Origin of the sequence: Lysinibacillus sp. S1 (genome assembly GCF_044986265.1) — a bacterium.
GTDB classification, from domain to species: domain Bacteria; phylum Bacillota; class Bacilli; order Bacillales_A; family Planococcaceae; genus Lysinibacillus; species Lysinibacillus capsici.
Window position 1 is genome coordinate 1,909,318 of the sequence record NZ_CP173154.1, and the last position, 19,756, is coordinate 1,929,073.

Annotated in this window: 16 protein-coding genes and 1 pseudogene; 5 read left to right on the forward strand and 12 right to left on the reverse strand. The window is 33.4% G+C overall.

All coding sequences use genetic code 11. The features are described from left to right. Positions 1-9: 9 nt before the first annotated feature. The 8 genes from ssuE to ACHZEU_RS09845 all read right to left on the reverse strand — a co-directional run bounded on the left by ssuE (position 10) and on the right by ACHZEU_RS09845 (position 8,937). A complete protein-coding gene (gene ssuE, locus ACHZEU_RS09810; RefSeq protein WP_404804440.1) occupies positions 10-543 on the reverse strand; it encodes an NADPH-dependent FMN reductase in 534 nt (177 codons plus the stop codon). Between the two features lie 162 nt (positions 544-705). Further along, on the reverse strand, positions 706-2,043 hold the full coding sequence (gene lpdA / locus ACHZEU_RS09815; protein ID WP_103117505.1) for a dihydrolipoyl dehydrogenase: 1,338 nt from the start codon (positions 2,041-2,043) through the stop codon (positions 706-708). 202 nt (positions 2,044-2,245) lie between these two features. Next, on the reverse strand, positions 2,246-4,327 hold the full coding sequence (locus tag ACHZEU_RS09820; protein ID WP_048392007.1) for a catalase: 2,082 nt from the start codon (positions 4,325-4,327) through the stop codon (positions 2,246-2,248). Positions 4,328-4,453: 126 nt separating this feature from the next. Then, the gene (locus ACHZEU_RS09825) at positions 4,454-5,029 is read right to left on the reverse strand and encodes an RloB family protein (RefSeq protein ID WP_048392008.1); all 576 of its coding nucleotides are present in this window, start codon (positions 5,027-5,029) and stop codon (positions 4,454-4,456) included. Then, a complete protein-coding gene (locus ACHZEU_RS09830) occupies positions 5,026-6,303 on the reverse strand; it encodes an ATP/GTP-binding protein (protein ID WP_404804441.1) in 1,278 nt (425 codons plus the stop codon). The genes ACHZEU_RS09825 and ACHZEU_RS09830 overlap by 4 nt, the downstream gene beginning before the upstream one ends. Before the next feature lie 94 nt (positions 6,304-6,397). After that, positions 6,398-7,339, reverse strand: a complete 942-nt coding sequence (locus tag ACHZEU_RS09835; RefSeq protein ID WP_404804442.1) for an NAD-dependent epimerase/dehydratase family protein — start codon at positions 7,337-7,339, stop codon at positions 6,398-6,400. Positions 7,340-7,525: 186 nt separating this feature from the next. After that, positions 7,526-8,053 carry a YceI family protein gene (locus tag ACHZEU_RS09840; RefSeq protein WP_004224534.1) on the reverse strand — a complete coding sequence of 176 codons (528 nt, stop codon included), beginning with the start codon at positions 8,051-8,053 and terminating at the stop codon, positions 7,526-7,528. Positions 8,054-8,364: 311 nt separating this feature from the next. Then, entirely contained in the window at positions 8,365-8,937 is a 573-nt protein-coding gene (locus ACHZEU_RS09845) for a manganese efflux pump (protein ID WP_048392011.1), read from the reverse strand. Between the two features lie 219 nt (positions 8,938-9,156). On the opposite strand from ACHZEU_RS09845, the gene ACHZEU_RS09850 reads away from it, so the two are divergent. Next, positions 9,157-10,032 (forward strand): glycine betaine ABC transporter substrate-binding protein, encoded by an 876-nt coding sequence (locus ACHZEU_RS09850; RefSeq protein ID WP_404804443.1) that lies wholly within the window; start codon positions 9,157-9,159, stop codon positions 10,030-10,032. A gap of 556 nt (positions 10,033-10,588) precedes the next feature. On the opposite strand, the gene ACHZEU_RS09855 is transcribed toward ACHZEU_RS09850, so the two are convergent. Both ACHZEU_RS09855 and ACHZEU_RS09860 read right to left on the reverse strand, forming a co-directional pair. Then, entirely contained in the window at positions 10,589-10,933 is a 345-nt protein-coding gene (locus ACHZEU_RS09855) for a thermonuclease family protein (protein WP_404804444.1), read from the reverse strand. Positions 10,934-11,234: 301 nt separating this feature from the next. Continuing rightward, complete coding sequence (locus ACHZEU_RS09860; protein ID WP_279494020.1) at positions 11,235-11,672, reverse strand: hypothetical protein; 438 nt, start codon at positions 11,670-11,672, stop codon at positions 11,235-11,237. A 183-nt stretch (positions 11,673-11,855) separates the two neighbouring features. Between ACHZEU_RS09860 and ACHZEU_RS09865 the strand changes: the two genes are divergently transcribed. Further along, entirely contained in the window at positions 11,856-12,212 is a 357-nt protein-coding gene (locus ACHZEU_RS09865; RefSeq protein ID WP_279494019.1) for a helix-turn-helix transcriptional regulator, read from the forward strand. 414 nt (positions 12,213-12,626) lie between these two features. Here ACHZEU_RS09865 and ACHZEU_RS09870 read toward each other — a convergent pair whose 3' ends face one another. Beyond that, on the reverse strand, positions 12,627-13,745 hold the full coding sequence (locus ACHZEU_RS09870; RefSeq protein WP_279494018.1) for a toll/interleukin-1 receptor domain-containing protein: 1,119 nt from the start codon (positions 13,743-13,745) through the stop codon (positions 12,627-12,629). Positions 13,746-14,242: 497 nt separating this feature from the next. Between ACHZEU_RS09870 and ACHZEU_RS09875 the strand changes: the two genes are divergently transcribed. Then, positions 14,243-15,223 (forward strand): hypothetical protein, encoded by a 981-nt coding sequence (locus ACHZEU_RS09875; RefSeq protein WP_279494017.1) that lies wholly within the window; start codon positions 14,243-14,245, stop codon positions 15,221-15,223. Between the two features lie 29 nt (positions 15,224-15,252). Next, entirely contained in the window at positions 15,253-15,645 is a 393-nt protein-coding gene (locus ACHZEU_RS09880) for a hypothetical protein (RefSeq protein WP_279494016.1), read from the forward strand. A gap of 97 nt (positions 15,646-15,742) precedes the next feature. Here the strand turns inward: ACHZEU_RS09880 and ACHZEU_RS09885 are convergent, their stop codons facing one another. Beyond that, entirely contained in the window at positions 15,743-16,957 is a 1,215-nt protein-coding gene (locus ACHZEU_RS09885) for a hypothetical protein (protein ID WP_279494015.1), read from the reverse strand. Between the two features lie 1,139 nt (positions 16,958-18,096). Between ACHZEU_RS09885 and ACHZEU_RS09890 the strand changes: the two are divergent. Beyond that, a pseudogene (locus ACHZEU_RS09890) lies at positions 18,097-19,724 on the forward strand (P-loop ATPase, Sll1717 family). Positions 19,725-19,756 lie beyond the last annotated feature (32 nt).

Genomic DNA, 19,756 nt, shown 5'->3' on the forward strand with positions numbered 1-19,756 from the left:
TTATTTATTCTAATTAACAATGAATGCTTGCTGCAACTGATTTAATTGTGCTTCAAGTCTACTGATAGCCTCTTCTTCTATCGCAAAGCCGCCCTCTTCCAAACGTATAATTTGTTTATCTACAATGTAAACAGAATTGGTAATGGAAGTGGCTCCTAGTACAGCTAATACTGGCTTTAATGCAGATGGGTATAAGAGCTGATGACTAATCGAACCTCCTACAGCAATGGGGAGTATAGCCTTATCGAGCAAGGCTTTTTGCGGTAGTAGATCCAAGTAAGTCTTCAAAATACCTGTATAGGATGCTTTATAAATTGGTGTAAGGATGACAATAAAATCTGCTTCCTTAACATGCTCATTTTCAGACTGTATTTGCTTACTAGAAAAATTCGCTGTTAATAAATCTGTAGCTGGGAGCTCATGTATATAATTTGAGTGAACCTCTACTCCTTGTGCAATAAAATGATTCTCCACCTTTTCATGAATGGCGGTAACTCTAGAATTTTTCGAATTACTTCCATTAATAATGACTGCTTTTGTCATCTTGCCCACTCCTTTTAGCAATGTTATAAAAAAGGCCCCTATTCTACAAATCGATGAAACACCGTTTTGTAAAATAGAAGCCTCTAGATGTCTAGTTAACTTAAATTCCTAGTATTCTTATAAAATTAATTTAACATAAATTTCTAGAATGTCAACAGCTTTTTATTGGTGTATTGCTTTCCCAAACACAGCTTTAGCCACATCTCCAATATGCTCCGATACAGTAGGATGTGGAAAAATCATATGTGCAAGTGTTCGAGCTGTACCACCAGCATTTTTTGTTGCTAATAGTGCATTAAGTATTTCTGTTGCACCATCAGCTACTACACAAGCCCCTAAAATTTGCCCATTATCCTTAGATGAAATTAGCTTGACAAAGCCTTCAGTATTCCCCTCCATTAATGCCTTTGGGTTTGTTTGTAGTGGCATTTTCGTTACAATGTACGGTGCCTTGACTTGCTCTTCTAGTAAACCAAATGTAGCAATTTCAGGGTTTGTATAAACACAACGTGGAATGCTTGTTTGATCAATTGGTATTGGTTGATTTCCTACAATATAATCGACAACGTAAATTCCTTCAGCACTGGCAGAATGTGCAAGTTGATAACCACCCACTAAGTCACCTATCGCATAAATATTCGGCAGGCTTGTTTCAAAATGCTCATTAACAGCGATTAATCGACCATCAAAAGCTAATCCTAGTTGCTCAGCAATTTCTATATTGGGACGACGTCCAGTAGCAAATAAAAGGTTTTCATATGTATAAGATCCTTTAGATGTATGAATGATATTACCTTCAAATTTTTCAAAATGAAAATCTGTCACAAGTTCAATACCAAATTTCTTCATCTTTTCTCGAATCAGCGGTCTTGCTTCCGCCTCTTCCGTTTGTAAAATATCCTCGCTATGATTAAGCACTGTTACCTTTGTACCAAGTGGTGCTAAACTAAACGCCATTTCAATGGCAATTACGCCCCCGCCAATGATTGTTAGCTGGGCTGGAAGCTTGTCTATCTCAAAAAATGTGTCCGTCGTATAGTAGGTGGATGTCTCTAACCCTTCGAATCGTGGAACAAAGGGTTTACTACCTGTCGCTAAAATTATATCTGATGCCATTATCGTCTCATTCCCGATAGTTATCGTTAAGTCCTTTACGATTGAAGCTTCACCACGATATAAAGTTATATGATTATCGATAATATATTGCTCAATGTTTGTTAGTAGTTCATGAATAATTGTATCTTTCCGTTGCATTAGTCGAGGAAAATTAATTTCCACTTTAGGCACTTCTATTCCCCAGCTATTCCCTCTTTTTATTTCCTGCACAAGTTTACTATGCTCCAATAAAATCTTTGATGGAATGCAGCCAACATTATAGCAGGCTCCTCCCAATTTATCTCGTTCGATGAGTGCTACTTTTTTGCCATTCTTGGCTGCATGTATGGCAGCCACATAGCCACCTGGTCCCGCCCCAATAATAGCAATATCAAAATTTTCCATAATTTTCACCTCATGTACCACCATATCATTTGCAAATTTTGAATGCAATGACAGACATAGTAAAAGCCTTTCATTACAATGAAAGGCCTTTTGACTTATTTATATACGTTTATGAGCATTCGTTTCTCTTTCGCAGGTATAAGGCTTTCTCTCCGCGGGTATTTGCTTCTCTTTCATGAGTATTCGACGCTCATTGATCTTTTTAATAAATATTTCGTTGCCAAAATCGTTGCTGGGCAATGGCAGCTACAAACTTTTTCGGAAAATCTTTATTACCTGTAGCTAAAACGATTCCTGGCCCTACATTGGCATTCGACATATTGAAGAAGGTTGTGCCAGTTGCAGCAAATCCTATAGGCTTAAAGTGACGATATGCTTCATTTATATAATTGACGATATAAGTATTGAATTTCGCCTGATTACTTGCCTTTACTCCAACAACATATAATGAGTCAAATAATACAGCATCGGTTGTAATAAATGTGTCAGTAGCCGTTAATTGCACACCATTATTCCCTATTACCACACCTAGTCGATCAGAGATTATGCTATAGCGCACACCTTGTCTTGTTAAATATTTCAATACTTCCCCTACTTCATTTGCATCAAAGCCATCACCAATTAAGACGCCTACTTTCAACGTATAAGGTAATTTAACGGTATTGGCTTGACTCAGTGCAGGTGAAGAGGCCGTTACTTTAGACTGCTCGCCATTAGGTCGATTAACACCAACGTTGTCTGCCACTGTGGTAGCCATTACTTTATCCACATGAACAAACATATCCACTACTTGCTGTCGAACAGATTTACTTTTCACTTTTCCTACTTCAAAGCTAAAGGCATCGATAATGTGTTGTTTTTCAGGTGGAGACATGCTGTTCCAAAATAGCCTTGCTTGTGAAAAGTGATCGTCAAAGGATTTACTACGCGCTCTCGTGATTCTTCCTTCAACCTTTTCTTCATAATGAACATATCCACCTTCTCTTGCAGTAGAGGTAGCTGGTGTATTATTTGCTAATGAATTTTTATGATAGCTTACCCTGCCTAAATTAATGGTCTGTCGACTAAAGCCATTACGTTGATTGTTATGCACTGGGCAAATCGGGCGATTAATAGGGATTTCTGCAAAATTTGGTCCACCTAATCGAATCAATTGTGTATCTAAATAGGAAAACAATCGACCTTGTAGTAGAGGATCATTCGTAAAATCTATGCCAGGTACAACATTACCTGGATGAAAGGCAACTTGCTCTGTTTCAGCAAAGACATTATCCACATTGCGATTTAAGGTCATCTTTCCAATTTTCTTCACAGGTACTAATTCCTCTGGCCAAAGCTTTGTCGCATCTAAAATATCAAAATCAAATTTAAATTCATCTTCAGGTTCTAGTATCTGTATGCCTAACTCAAACTCTGGATAATCTCCAATTTCGATGGCTTCCCATAAATCTCTCCGTTGAAAATCTGGATCCTTCCCTGCAATTATTTGTGCTTCATCCCAAACAAGAGAATGCACTCCTAACACAGGCTTCCAGTGGAATTTCACAAATCTTGATCTTCCCTTGTCATTGACGAAACGGAATGTATGCACACCGAAACCTTCCATCATACGAAAGCTTCGCGGAATGGCACGGTCAGACATTACCCACATTACCATATGTGCAATTTCCTGATTACTGGCTACAAAATCCCAAAAAGTATCGTGTGCGGAGGCTGCTTGTGGCATTTCATTATGAGGCTCAGGCTTTACGGCATGAATTAAATCAGGAAACTTAATAGCATCCTGAATAAAAAAGACAGGGATATTATTACCAACTAAATCATAATTCCCCTCATCCGTATAAAATTTTGTTGCAAATCCACGTACATCACGAGCTGTGTCCATTGAACCTAAGCTCCCTACCACTGTCGAAAATCTGACAAAAACAGGTGTCTTCTTTTTCGGATCCTGCAAAAATTTTGCCTTCGTATATTCCGACATGGATTCATATAATTCAAACTCGCCATGTGCTGCAAAACCTCTGGCATGTACAACACGCTCTGGAATACGTTCATGATCAAAATGGGTAATTTTTTCTCTAAGATGAAAATCCTCCATAATTGTCGGACCACGAACACCTGCCTTTAACGAATCCTCATCATTGGACACCCTTAGTCCCTGATTCGTTGTCATTTTCGTACCCTCATTCTCGACACGAAACGGCTCTAATTGATGATCTTTTGGGTTTCCTTCTCCATTTTTGGATTGATTCGACTTTGAGTTATCCACACAATCCCCTTTCATACATGTACTAATTTCGCTCCATATACACTATATGTTTCGGAAAAAGAAACATACCTTCATTCCGACAAAGCATTATGCAAAGATAAAAAACAGGCTTCTATTTGTTAATAGAAAACCTGCTAATTCTTAAAATATGTATCGTATCATTTCATGTATGTTACAGTATGGGTTGTCACGGCTCTCTGTCTCTCGAAGTGCCATCATATCTGTGCAATTTTTAATCGCTAACTCATGTCGTAATGCAATGGGGGCTATGAGGGATTCATCAGCCTTATGCCGGAAATAACGACTCACACCAAGGTGCTGTTCCATTTTGTCATTAAGGACAGCACGAGGGTACTTTTCTGTACTATCAACTTCCTCAAAATGCAAGAGTAACCACAATTCAAATGCTTCATTTGTATAGGCAATATGAATATTTTTTTCCTCACAAAATTGATTTACTTCCTCTAGTTGCTTTTCGGTTAGATCATCCTTATCAAAAACAATCCAAACTTCATCAAAGTATTGGTAGCTGGAATCTCGATAAGCATGTTGGGCAAGCTTAATCGCTGAACGTTTAACGTTTTTTATTTTGACGCTAACCATCTTAGAGCGCTTTAAAATACGCATTTGTTCAAAATAGATGCGTTCTGTTTCACCTTCACAATAAATTAAAATAGTTTTACGCAGTGTTCGGCTCCCTTGTTGACGTACTCTCACTGCTCAGATACCTCCGCTTCTTCTAAGTATTGTTCAGATAAATACTCATTAATGACAGGCGTTGCACCAAATTCCCCTTTCATATAGCGTTTCGCATAAGAAAGATCTCCACGTTTCCTTTGTAAATCTGCAAAATCAAATAAGGAGTATAGTTCCGATTCATTTTTAAAGCTTTTATTAACAAACCAAATTTGATCGGCGCGTAGTGGCTGATCAAGTAATTCTATTTCATGACTTGTCACGACAAATTGATTACTGCTATTGCGTTTTCTATTCATAATAGCCATTAAAAACTCACAAATCGATACATGGAAGGCTGTGTCGAATTCGTCTATAAAAATGGTTTTTCCTTTATTATAAGCATCCACCATCACACAGGCTAAATGTAGCATTCGCACTGTGCCCTTAGAATCCATTGTCCAATTAATTGTTTTTGTCCCTATCGGTGCACCTGCTTCATCAAATGATAAATAATGTAGATCAATATCTACTTCTTGAATCACCTCAGGCGAATCAAACTCATAGCCAATTGTATTTTTCTCTCTACGTTCCACACGTCTAGCCGTGACATCTTGAATGGAGAGGTCTGCAATTTTTAGCAGTTTGATCACTTCCTTTTTAAAGGGCTCCTCTTCAAGTTTACGAATAAGAGGATGACTTGATAACCGATTTGCTTCATCTAGGAAAAGAATTTTATGTAAAAACCAATCGAATATCTTTAAAGCGTCTGGATCATTAAAAACATGTAATACGGATAGAAAGGCTGTATTATTACGTGTATATTTTGTCAATTCCTGTGAAGCTGTTTGAAATGTCTCATAAGAATATTCTGTACCATCCCATTGTCTGACAAATAATTCTTCCTTCAGTGACTTGTTCGTTTTCACAAGACGTTCATAGAGAACTTGAGAAGCATTATACTGAATTTCATAATCATATAAAGCTCCGTCCAAAAAAAGCGATATCATAAACTCTGTTGGTTTGTCTTGCTGACTTCCTAACTTAAACGGTTGATAGGGTAGACGTAACTGCTTTACATTATTTAAKTTTTYAAAATTAAAAAGCAAGGAACGTAATACTTTAATAGCCGTAAACAGATTAGATTTTCCGCTTCCATTTGGACCAAAAATAAATGCGCTTTTTACAAGACGAAGTGTATCAAACTGAATTGTATGGGTATCCTTCCATTTTCGTAGGCGACTTCCAGCTACCATTGAAAACAACGTATCATCTTTATAACTTAAACAATTCTTTACTCTAAAATCTACAAGCATATGTAAGCCTCCGTCCACAACCATTTCTTTAATGAATTATTATACTATAGACATAGAAAAAGACATATTACTCAATGWAATATGTCTTTTTACTTTATCCACTTTTTTGTTGAATTTCTGCCAATGATTCATTTTGTAGCGCATGCAATGTACGTTCAATGCCTTCTGCAAAAGAAATTTTAGGCTTCCAACCAATTGCATTGGCTAATTTATCATTATTTAAAAATGAATGCTCAATATCTCCTTCTCGTGCTGGGGCATATTGAATTTCAAGTGGATGGTTTAAGTGTTGGAGCAGTAAGATGACCTGGTGGATTGACCAAGCCTCATTAGTGGATACATTATACGTGCCTTGTAAACGTGCAGATACACCTGCGTAAATAGCATCAGCAATATCGTCTACATAAATAAAATCACGTGTTTGTTCACCATCACCATAAATTGTAAATGGTTTACCTGCCATACTGCTTTTTAACATACTTGGAATCACAGCTGCTTCACCTTGCATTTGCTGTCTTGGCCCGAAAACATTGGCAAATCTATAGATAAGAACGGGCAAACGATAATCTTTTTGCCATTTCTCACAGTAGGTTTCGCCAATGCTCTTGTTTAATCCGTACATAGATATTGGTTCACAGACATCTGATTCCTCTAATGGAGGATAGTGACTATCCCCGTAAACAGCTGCTGAGGAGGCAAAGACAAAGTGCTGTACCTTATACTTGGATGATAAAAAAAGCATTTGGCTAAGCCCAACTATATTTGTCAAAATATCCTTTACTGGCTCCTGGATAGATTGCTGCACGCTCGTTTGCGCTGCACAATGGACGACCACATCAAAGTTTATTTCCTTAAAGAGATGCTCGCAAACCTCATCCTCAACATTTAAAAGATAGGATTTATGCTCGAAGTCAACATTCCGTAAATGCCCCGTACTTAAATTATCATTAATATAAACCGTTGCGCCTTCTTCAAAAAAGCGTCTACCTACTGCACTGCCAATAAAACCATAGCCACCTGTCACTAATACATTCATCCTATCGCCCCCAAAAACAATATGATGATTTATATGCAGTAATTACTAAAAATATGCAAGAAACTTATTTACTGGAAATTTTTCTCAAATTCTTTTTACTAGATTTCTTCATTCACAAGTATCTATTTTGAGCTATATAAAAAGCATGTTTGAAGATTACTTCAAACATGCCCTAGCTATCTATTTTTAAGCTGGATTAATTTCTAATTCAACCGTTACTTTAATATCTTTCCCAACAAGGACCCCACCAGTTTCTAATGCCGCATTCCAAGTTAGACCAAAGTCTTCACGATTAATTGTTGTTTCAGCTTCAAAGCCGTATACTTCTTGACCCCATGGATTTGTGCCTTTTCCATTAAATTCTGTATCAAATGTTACTGATTTTGTAACGTCTTTGATTGTTAAATCACCAGTTACTGCATATTCATCGCCTGCTTTTTTAGCAATATTTGTAGATTTAAACGTAATCGTTGGATATTTTTCGGCATCAAAGAAATCTGCTGCTTTTAAATGATTATCGCGATCTTCGCTACGTGTATTAATACTTGCTGGATCGATTGTAAAACTAATGTTAGCAGTTGTTAAATCTGCAAGATCTGCTGCCTCAATATCAGCTGAGTAACTGTCAAATACACCCTTAACTTTTGATACCATCATGTGTTTTACTTGAAAGTTAATTGCTGAGTGTCCTAAATCAATGTTCCATTTTGCCATTATAAATTCCTCCAATTGGTTGATTTTATCTCGATTTCGAGATATATTTTAAAATATGAAGCAACTACATCTTTTATGTTACCCAAAATTGGATAGGATAAACATTTGTAGTTACTTATTTGTTTACATCTTAGCTTATGAAAAGTTTTTAATTACTTTCTGTAACCTACTATATATTAATAATTTAGTTACGTCAAGTAATTAAAAATAAATTTTTAGAACATAAAAAAAGTCGAGTCATCGGTACATCCCTCTCTATGTAATAAAAAGAATATCACCAATATTTGGTGATATTTAGCCGCAGCAATATATTATTTTGCAAAAACCTCAAAAATACCAATCATGATAAGTAGCCATCCTGAGATTGCTGTAGAATGCTTGCCAATAAACGTTTTTGCTAGTAAAGAGCCACATCTACTTCCTACTCCAACTGTGATAAAGGAAAATACGCCGATGGAAATGACTGTCCAAAGGGCTGAGATGCCATTTGCGCCTATTGCAATCCCCCCTGCTAAACAGTTTGCTGACAAGACAAAGCCAAGTGCCATTGCTTCTCTTGTTGAGATTACTAGATTTTTATCTTCATCAAATAATTCGGGATTTCCTGCTATCCGCTGATTAGAAAAATTATTGGACATCAAAGTCCATATACCAATCACACACAGTAGTAAACTCCCTAGTAAATTGGCAGTATGCGGTGAAATATACTCAACAACTGTGCTACCAGCTGTTACTGCGACATATGTGACAATCATCGACATAACAGCAATCACAGCATTTGATAAAATTGGAATTTTAACTTGTTTAACTCCATAGGCTAGACCAATCCCCAAGTTATCTAAATTCGCAGCAATTCCTATTAGAATAATTGTAATCCAATGCATACTAAGCATCCTCAAATCTCCGTCTCCATTTTCACCTATCGTATGTCAACAATAAAAAAATAAATGGGCACAACGAAGTTAGTTGATTATGTTTCATCTTTTTAGCACGGTGTGACTAAACCATCAATTTGACAAAAGTAACAACTTGTTTATAAAATTAAGTTGTTACTTGTTAATATTTTTATTTTTATGTAAGAAATAATAGAAAGGAGATGTCATATGAAACTCATCAAGTTATTGAAAATAGGAATAGCATTTATATGCATTATTGTGTTAACTGCATGTGGTTCAGAAAATGAGGACACAAAGAATACTGATAAAGGTGAAATCAATTTAGCATATGTTGAGTGGGATACTGAAGTTGCATCTACACATGTAGTAGGACAAGTACTAGAAGATTTAGGATATAAGGTAACACTGACACCTTTAGACAATGGGATCATGTGGGAAGCACTTGCAAACGGAGAGGTCGATGGTATGGTATCTGCTTGGTTGCCACAAACACATGCTCCACAAGTAGAAAAATACAACAATAAGATAGAGAACTTAGGAGAAAACCTATCTGGTGCTAAGATTGGTTTGGTTGTACCAAGTTATATGGATGTCGATTCTATTGAAGATTTAACAAACCAAGCTAATCAAACCATTACAGGCATTGAACCAGGAGCTAATATGATGGCTACCACAGAAAATGCCTACAAGGAATATAAGAATCTGGAAGGTTGGAATGTATTGACCTCGTCTGCTGGTGCAATGACCGCAGCCCTCAGTCAAGCTATCTCTAATAATGAAGAAATCATCATCACAGGCTGGTCACCACACTGGATCTTTAATGCCTATGATTTAAAGTACTTAGATGACCCCAAAGGTTTATATGGAGACGAAGAATATATTGGCACTTTTGCGCGGAATGGTTTAAAAGAGGATGCCCCTGAAGCCTATAGCGTCCTTGACCGTTTCAACTGGAGTGCTGAAGATATAGAAAGTGTAATGTTTGATATAATGGAAGGCATGAGTGCCACAGATGCTGCGAAAAAATGGATTGCCAATAATCAAGATAAAGTAGCCGAATGGACGAAAGATGTACAAGCATAAAAAGAGAACCCATTTACTACTCATTAGTAAATAGATTCAGACTGTAGACGGCTCATTCTATAATAGAATGAGCCGTCTACAATTTTTAACGTTCCCAAAAATGAGGGGGGTTTCAGGAGCGTAATCATGAACTAGCAAACTTCTGGAGAAAAGTAGCTAAAGTTCATCCTCTCTACACTGTATTGTAGAACAAGGAATATTCTTTATATGATAATGATAATCATTATCATATTGATTGTCAACATTAATAAAAATGATTTTTTCATTTATCAGTAGCCGTCTTCCACTGTTAGGAAAACAAAACGTTGCTGGCATCTTGCTTTCCTTTGTGCGATCGCTTTCCGCTACCGTGTGCTGAACCTCTACAGTAGATTTTTACGACCAATATCATGAGTGCATTATATACAGAGAGACGACCCTAGAAAAGGGAAACACCGTCTCATGCCAAAAGCTTCTGCAAAGGGAATTTAAAATAGGAAGCTGCTACCAGTAAGATACTGGAAGCAGCTTCCTAGCTAAAATTAAACTTAAAAGCGTATAGTAATGGATTTATAGATTATTGAACTACTTCAGGGTGAAAACCATCTTTTTGGAAGTAATCCTCATGTGACCAAATATTTAATTTTGCATCCTGAGCTTTTTGTTGAATAGCTCTAAATGCATCTTCAAATGTATTGTTTGGTTTATGAATATAACGTACAACTGCAAGCCCTTCGTTTAATAAAGATTCCTGCAATAAGACATTATCTACAAACACGTAGGCTAGAAGGCGATCATAATTGTCTGTTTCTGGTCCAACATCATAGACCGCTTCAATTTTCTTAGCCTTTTCCAATAAATTGATCGTATACTCTTTTGCTTCTTCCGCATATGGCTGAGCGCCACCTTTATTGTAATTCATTTCAGGAGTATCCACCATTAATAGACGAATTTTTCGTTTCTCATCATTAATTGTCGCCTGAATCGTATCGCCATCATATCAACATAATTAAAAGTGTACAAAATTAAAATTTTTATCAAAACCCTTTATTTCCAAATATATCATCAAATAATTCACTATGTACATAAAAAATCGATGTACATATTAATTATTTAATATGTACATCTTTGATTCTAGCATCTAAATTTATTAAAAAAAGCCCATATGCATTAAGTTAATGCAAGTGAACTTTCAAAGTAATTTATATTTTTAATAGCCTCATTTAACCTAACTTCAACATCCCTGTTTTACAAAAGAACATTAATAGATCACTGAAGAATTTTTCGAACTTGATGTATAAAGTGACTTTGGTATCTATTTCTTCACCGTTACATTCAATTACTACTAGCCGATCTTTTATTATCGAGGTCATTTTCGAAGATTCACTGTATGTTAGAACTTCTATTATTGCACCTTTTCTTAAGTTGTCTAATTTTTCATCCCAATCATATCGATCACTATCATATTTTTGGTAATGCTTCACTAGGCGAATTGAAACTTCCCCACTCTTAATGTCATATTCAATTTCCCCATGATTTAAAAAATCAATTACAATATCCATTTCTTCATCTGATCCGTAAAAGTAATACTTATATACATCATTGCTCATTACAGAACAAAGCTCTGAAAACTTCTTATTAAAATTATCTGTATTAACCATCTTTTAATTTCTCTCCTTACATGGTCACCTCATGCTATTCGCACATTTAAATTAGGTATTCACATCTTAATACTAAAAGATAATATAAAGCAACCAAAAATAACTTATAAGTTATTTTTTTTATATTTAAGTGGTATTTTATGTTTCCCCTAGCTCAATTAGGCTTTAATTGAGGTGATTCAAATGAATTTAACAAAAAGAGTGGGTATGAACATTAGGGCAATAAGAAAGGCTCAAAAACTAACAATCGATGAATTAGCAGAGATGTGTGATTTTCAAGCCCCCTACTTATCAGACGTTGAACGTGGCGAAAGAAATATTACGTTACAAACATTAACGAAAATATTAGACGCTCTACAGGTTGATGCAGCAAGTGTGCTCATACCTGAAACAAGAGCACACGATGATTCACCGAGCAATAGAAATGAGATTCTAAACCTTTTAATAAATACACTTGAAGATAAAGATGTAGATGATATTCGTATGTTATTGAATGTATCTAATGAGATTTTTGGTCGATTTAAGGGGAATGAAAAGTGACTTTTATCAAAAAGGGAATCTCTTCAGAAAAATGATGATTTATAACACTAAGAATATACAAAATTCTATACAAAATGAGGAATACGTTTCATAAATTCAATCGTCTCAACGTTTTAAACACGCTGTATAAAATACTGCATAAATATTGTTCATAAGAAAAAGCACGAAACGCTCATGTGACGACATTCGTGCTTTTTTCATGCATTTTCAAACTTTTATTTGAGAACGTTATACAGTTTTATTTTGCATACTCTATAACCTTTAAATACTTTTGTATACAAATAAATGGTAGTGAATGCAGATGAAAACCATTTCCAAACTAGCCTATTTTTCAAAGGTAAATAACTTTGCCTTTCTTTTAAAAAACTAACTATCTTAAACCATTTATGGAACAAAGTTAACGATATAAAAATTTTAATCGTTTAACATTTCTTGATATCTACCCAATACTGAAACATCTAAATCATCTTCTTTTATTTCAGAAATATGTCTTTGTTCAATAACTGTTTTCTCCAACCTAAAATCTTTTAAAAGATTTATTTGTCCATTTTCCAAATAACCAAGTTCAACAAAATATTTACCATGCTTACTATAGTGGTCAAAAAATATCTGCTGATGTACAGAGCCTTGAATACGGTTCATATATTGAATTCGACTAACCATCATAAACAGTGATGTATCATAATCAACCTCTACACCTAAATCTTTATAACGCTTTAATAATCCATCAGGGTTAGTTCCGACTGTTATAAAATAACCTGCTTTTTCTCCCTCAAAGTCAGTATTGATTATAGAAATCCTTAATTCCTCATAAAAATCATTGGAAGAATGATTCTTGAATAATGCACTCTTCCACTGCTTCAAAATAACTTCAGCAGCCTTTTTGTTTTCAAATAACAAACCAATGGCTGGTGGTAATTCTCCATTCGGAGAATATAAATAAGCACAGCCTTTCCAACTAGCTTGATTCCAAACCTCAATATCAATCAAAGAAGTAACGAACATAGTTTTTCGTTCTTTTTCTTCTACAGGACGTAGTTTTCCTAAATCTGGTTTAACTGCCGCATTAGATACGCCACGTAATCGCCAATATAATCTATCAAAACTTCTTTCATTATTAGCAATATAGTGAGTAGAACCTTGTAATGGAGTAGGAATATCCATATATGAAGAAACATCTTCAAATAAAACCGGAATAAACTTATTATTAATTCCACCCTCATTGTATAAATGCTGGTAAATCAATCCTGATTCCCAAATTCCCCCCAATCCAACACCTTGTTTTTCTTCTCCCATAACTCTTTTAAAATACAAAGGCGTACAAATCATAATGACATAATCAGCTCTACGAATTTGTCTATCCATCCAACGAGGCCAGCCTTCAGGAGGTGATTCCTCATATTGGTCTAAAACAGCGTCTATACCTTCAGCACGAAGTTTATTGGAAAATTCTAGAACTCTATCTAAATGCTCATCAGAATCATGCGTATAACTAATAAAAACTACTGGATTTTTTTCAACCTCTTGCGTCACAAAAACTGCCCCCTACCACAAAAATTTCTCTATATAAAAAGTTTTTTTAACGGCTAACGCCACTGCTTCATAAGCAAATACAACATCAGGAGCTTCGACTACCCTCACCAAGGCGTCATCTTTGATGTCATCAGTATCGCCAAAATTTCGCACAAAGCATATGCTAAGCAAAATTCTACAAATATAACCCTATATTTTCATATTTTATACTATTAAAGAGAATTAAACCAGTTTGTGATGTTCATAACGCCCCCCTACTTAGTTTAATAGTTGAGGAGATTTAAAGTGCAAAAATGGGAGTGACAATTGTTTTAGGGTTATCGTTGTATTTCTAGTAAATCAAGGTATCAAATGATATCTTGTTTTTTTAGTGTCCCTTTACTTTTTTTAATAATAGATTCAAAAAAACTAAAGGTTAAATAACATAATTTTACATATATAATTACGTTAAAGGGAGTCAAAAATAATCTCTCAACTTACCAAGGAGGGCAAATTTAATGAATTTAAGACAAAGGGCTTTAACTAATTTTCAAGGTATGAAAACAAGTGTTTTTGTTAAATCAACTAGCAAATTTAAATCCATATCAAATCTAACATTAGCAAAATTGATTATCATTTCAGCGGATGATGAATTAGGAACAAATAATGAAGTAGAACCAACAAATTACAGAAATTTTTCATCACAGATTGTAAAAACCTCTAATAATTACAAAGATCTTCCAGATAGAGCGAGTGCATTGGAGCAAGCAATTAGTCGTGTGCTTAAAATTAATACTAATATTATTAGGTATTCAAAGGTTCATTTGGAGCACTTGGTAATTTGGGTAAGTTTCCTTGAACGATACGCAGATAATGAACAATTGTTGCAAAAAGCAAAAGAAATTTTAAATGTTGATTTAAAAATTTCATACACTAATTTTAATTTGGCTATAACTGAATTAAAAACGCTAATAAAAAAACATGAAGAATCGGAGGCGTTTAATATGATTACTACAAACGAGAATGTAAATGTAACTCTTGTATCAAATGAATCGAAAGACATTGAAGTAAATGAAGGCTGTCCTCAAAATGTAAATGTAGCTCTTGTATCAAATGAATATTTACATGAAACTATTTTATTACAAACAAAGGAATTAGTAGGGACGTATATTAATTTAGACGAACTGGATGAATTACTTCCTAACTTCGTATTCATTAAAGGTGATGTAGTGACGTTAAACGCAGTATATCAAGATGGAGATTATGAAACTGATATTGCTATGTCATTCTTTTTAACTTCAATTGATAATGATTTCGATATGGTGGTAGCTCTTATCACGGATTTTGATGACGAATTGGATGAATATGATACTTTATTGCATCTTATTTCTCCTACGAAATTAGTGAAGTTTGTACAAGATATTTTTAATGAGAAGGACATTAGCTTTTTCGAAGTTGAAAATGTAACTGATTTATTAAAGTTAGTATCGATTATGTAAAAAATCAATCATATTAAGGGGAGATAAGTATGATTTTATGTTCACATGAAACAAATGACGAAAATGTTCAGGTTAGTCTAGCTAATCAAGCAGTAGGATTTAGTCAAAAAACAGGGAAACCAGGAATGAATGTCTTATTAACCAAACAAATTGGCGAGCAAACTTACGTTTTTGCTACTGGACAACTAGAAATACGTATTGCACAAAAACTTTATGCTGATGATCGAGATTATGATGTATGGAAGCTAGATGGCTTTACGGTTTTAAATTCACCTTTAAGAATTGATCATTTAGCTACAAAATTTATGACTAAAAAGCGTTTTGCCTTATCTAAACGATCACCAAGAGTTCCGTTAAGAGATAATCGTTTGCTGGTTATACTGGAATCATTAATTTTCTACGATACCTTAAATGTAGCATAGCGAAAGCATTTTCAATATATAAGAAAAGGTCGTCTGAATTTTCAGATGACCTTTTCTTTATTTAATCAGAAGATTAGCAACATAAATCAGTAAAATATCAATCTCTCGAATATTCGATAACTAAGTATTGAAATAATATGTTCAATTTATTTATCAATCCATCATAAACTAAATCAATATTTTCAAAAGAATCTATACCTAATGATGTTTTTACATTAGCTTCAATATATTCTTTTTTATCCTTCGGTAATAAATGGTCGTAATATTGCCTCAAATCATTTATCAAATATAGTGGTGCAATAATTTCTTTCACTTTGTCTTGATCGGATATTATTTTTTCTAGCAACTTATGATAAAATTTTATAGATTTCCACTCTTTATACCCTTTTTCTGGATGTTCATACAATTGTACATATAATTCTCTAAAAGACTTTATATTTACGCCCTCAATTAGTACTTTATGTAACATATTAATTGCTGCTTCAATTGATTTTTTTGTGAAAATTACAGGTTTATCAAAGTCTCTCATCTGTTGTTCTATTTCATCTTCTAAATGAAATAAATTAATACCATATTTTTTCAATATTAAATCAAATAATTCTTGCTTTTTATAACATGCTTTTAACTCTTTATTAGGTTCACTCCAAATACAACACAGCTGTGCTGCATAAAATTCAGAATCGATAAGTTTATGATCTGAATCAACATTATGAGGTTTCATTATTTCTAAACTTGTTATATCCATTAAGTTCAGATCACCTAACCAAAAAATCACTTTACCATTCCTATTTATACCAAACGGAACATTCCATTCATCTTTATAACTTATTACTCCATATGATTCAGAAAATAAATTCATTTTATATTCTGGGTGATGCATAAAGTAAATTAATACATTTTTGGTGAAATATACAGGCGTAAGAAATCCCTCTTCTGAATTTTCTTCATCAAAGCATAATCCTGGAATATTATAATAATCTCTATGATCATAATTGAAGTTTTGTTGTGAACAATACATAAATTTTTTCTTGTACCCAGTATATTTTTGAATACCTTCCAAATGACCATCCCTAATCATGATTTTATAACAGCCATCGACCATTTGTTTAGAATGTTGAGGTACGCAATTTTCTCCGCATTTTAGACAAGTTAGTACTAAAAAATCCTTGAAGTGCATTTTTCTATTCTCAATCGTAATGTCTAAATCTTCAATACTTAATTCTCTAATACCATTACAAGTTTCGCACTCATGATATTTATAGGCTTGATTTCCTTCAACAAAATCAGCATAGGTTTCATACTTTAAATACATAATTTCCTCCTTTTAAAATAATTGTAACAAATTATACTGTACATATATTGTACGTCATTAGTTAGATAATAGGAATATATAACCATAAATAACCATAATACAAACATAATATACCTATTAGCGGTTGTATAGATTCTTATTGTTTCTGCTCTAATATGAGAGCTAACATCGGAAAGGATCTTCAACAATAAAAACTATTTAAGATGAATAATGTACTTGGCAAGTATAAACGATGACACATTAACTATTTATACTACTTTCAAAAATAATATATTTTAGTACTCATAAAGAAACCTCTATTTACAGTGCAGTTAACTTCATATTAATAAATTACTAATAAACACATAGATAAATTGAAGTGATTTTAATACAAATTAAGTATATAATTTGTATTAAAATAGGAGGTGTCTTATTTGGGAGCTTTTTTCGCATATAGTAGTCAAGATAAAGAATTAATGTCTCAAATTAATTATGCCATCAATGAAATCAACAAATCCCAAATTTTAGAAATTACTTCATGGGAGTCATTAGGTATTAACGGTAATTTCATCCCTGAAAAAATCTTTGCAACAATTGATGCAAACGATGTATTTATTTGTGATTTATCCTTATTAAATTATAACGTGCTATTTGAACTAGGTTACGCAATAGCTAAGAAAAAGAAAATTTGGATCGTATTAAATCAAAATATCGGAAATGGTAAAAGTTTATACGGTAAGCTCCCTATTAGTAGTATAGGGTACACCATTTATAAAGACGGTTATCATTTAAGAGATAACTTTTTTTCTGAACTTCCTCATGAATCTGAAAACAATATACATTCTTATCAAACATCTATTGATAAAAATCTAGTTTATTTAAAATGTGATAGAAATGAAGCTCCAACCGAGAAAGTTACAAGTATATTAGATAAAAGCGGTATTCCATTAAAAGTTGAAGATCCTTATGAAGGTAATCAATTATTAAACTGGTTTTTAGAATTTCTCCCTAATTCCTATGGAATAGTTATTCATTTTAATGCGAGAAATAATGATGAGTTCAATAGTATAGATGCAAAAAAAGCTTTCATTGCAGGACTAGCTTACGGATTTAATGTTAAGTCTCTTTTACTTTCTTATGATGATGCTGAAGATGCTCCAATGGATTATAAAGCATTAATCCAAACGCCTAAAAATATTGCTCATTGCGAAGAAATTGTAAGAGAATGGATTGCTCCACTTCAAGAAGAATTTAAAATTAATAACGAAAAATATACTGGGTATGTAAAAGATAAAAAAGCTTTAAGTGCTTTATCAAATTTAATTTTAGGCGATCATATTGCTGAAAATGAACAAATAGATTTAATTGATTATTTTATTGAAACATCTGAATATAAAGAAGCTCTAACCTCTAGACAAATATTATTTGTGGGAAGAAAAGGAACAGGAAAAACTGCAAATTTAATTAAATTAACTGATACTTTTAATCATGATAAAAGAAATTTTGTTGTTGTAATTCAACCATTTGGTCATGAATTTGAAGGAATATTGCACATTATGAAACAGGTTTTATCAAATTCTGAAAAAGGGCATTTAATCGAGAGTATATGGAAATACTTAATTTACACAGAAATTTCAAAACAATATTATGATTCTTTAATAAACCAACCTCAGCATTACGATTTCAGCGAAGACGAAAAAGAGTTTGTTGAATTTTACGAAAAAATTATAAATTCATTAATGCTGATTTTACATTGAGATTAGAAAATATCTTAGAAAATATCATTGAAAAAAAGGAAGGGTATTCGTTAGAAGATAAAAGAATAAAAATTAGTGAAATCTTACATGAAACTGTAATTAGTAACTTACGATTCCATCTAGGTAAAATTCTTAATAAAAAAGAAAAGGTAATAGTTCTTATTGATAACCTAGACAAGACCTGGAGTGATAATGAAGATTTAGAGCAATTAAGTTTATTATTATTTGGACTCTTGAATGTTACTCATAAAATTTCAGATGACTTTAAAAAACAGAATTATAAACACAATAGTGTTAATTTGGCTCTTATCGTTTTCTTGCGTAGCGATATATTTAGCAGAATCCTTTCTTTTGCACCTGAACAAGATAAAATTCCATTTAAACATATGTCTTGGAATGACACATCTCAATTATTCAGAGTCATAGAAAATAGAATCGAGTATAGCAGTCAATCTATCGCAAGTCCAGAAGAACTATGGAATCAATACTTTTGCAAAACAATAAATGGCGTTAGCCTTAAGGAATACGTTGAAAAATTAATTTTACCTAGACCTCGTGATATTGTTTTTTTATTTAAAGCAGCAATACAAGAATCTATTAATAGAGGACATACCATAGTAGAAGAAGCTGATTTTTTAGAAGCTGAGTACCTTTATTCCCAATATGCTTTACAATCTTTACTTCCTGAAAACGGAGGAAGAATAGAGAATTTTGAAAGCTTACTATATGACTTCGCTGGAGAAAAATCAATATTATCAAGATTAGAAATCGAAAAATGTTTGGGTGAAACGAACTCTGACACTTGTAATAATATAATTGAAATACTATGTGAATTAACTTTTTTAGGAAAAGAAATAAGAGAAAATGAATTTGAATTCTATAGTGAACGTAGAAATAAGGCAATCATAAATAAACTTGCTCTCAAATATACTGAACGTACTAATAATGAGCGATATATGATTAATAACGCTTTCCATAAATATTTAGAAATCGAGAAGGTTAATCATAATACCTTACAAAAACAAAATTAAAATTTCACAACCCTTACAGAAATTTCATCAAG

Coding starts and splice junctions, on each gene's coding strand:
- ssuE (WP_404804440.1), bottom strand. CDS start 543: ATGACAAAAGCAGTCATTATTAATGGAAGTAATTCGAAAAATTCTAGA.
- lpdA (WP_103117505.1), bottom strand. CDS start 2,043: ATGGAAAATTTTGATATTGCTATTATTGGGGCGGGACCAGGTGGCTAT.
- ACHZEU_RS09820 (WP_048392007.1), bottom strand. CDS start 4,327: ATGAAAGGGGATTGTGTGGATAACTCAAAGTCGAATCAATCCAAAAAT.
- ACHZEU_RS09835 (WP_404804442.1), bottom strand. CDS start 7,339: ATGAATGTATTAGTGACAGGTGGCTATGGTTTTATTGGCAGTGCAGTA.
- ACHZEU_RS09840 (WP_004224534.1), bottom strand. CDS start 8,053: ATGGCAAAATGGAACATTGATTTAGGACACTCAGCAATTAACTTTCAA.
- ACHZEU_RS09845 (WP_048392011.1), bottom strand. CDS start 8,937: ATGCATTGGATTACAATTATTCTAATAGGAATTGCTGCGAATTTAGAT.
- ACHZEU_RS09850 (WP_404804443.1), top strand. CDS start 9,157: ATGAAACTCATCAAGTTATTGAAAATAGGAATAGCATTTATATGCATT.
- ACHZEU_RS09855 (WP_404804444.1), bottom strand. CDS start 10,933: ATGAATTACAATAAAGGTGGCGCTCAGCCATATGCGGAAGAAGCAAAA.
- ACHZEU_RS09860 (WP_279494020.1), bottom strand. CDS start 11,672: ATGGTTAATACAGATAATTTTAATAAGAAGTTTTCAGAGCTTTGTTCT.
- ACHZEU_RS09865 (WP_279494019.1), top strand. CDS start 11,856: ATGAATTTAACAAAAAGAGTGGGTATGAACATTAGGGCAATAAGAAAG.
- ACHZEU_RS09875 (WP_279494017.1), top strand. CDS start 14,243: ATGAATTTAAGACAAAGGGCTTTAACTAATTTTCAAGGTATGAAAACA.
- ACHZEU_RS09880 (WP_279494016.1), top strand. CDS start 15,253: ATGATTTTATGTTCACATGAAACAAATGACGAAAATGTTCAGGTTAGT.
- ACHZEU_RS09885 (WP_279494015.1), bottom strand. CDS start 16,957: ATGTATTTAAAGTATGAAACCTATGCTGATTTTGTTGAAGGAAATCAA.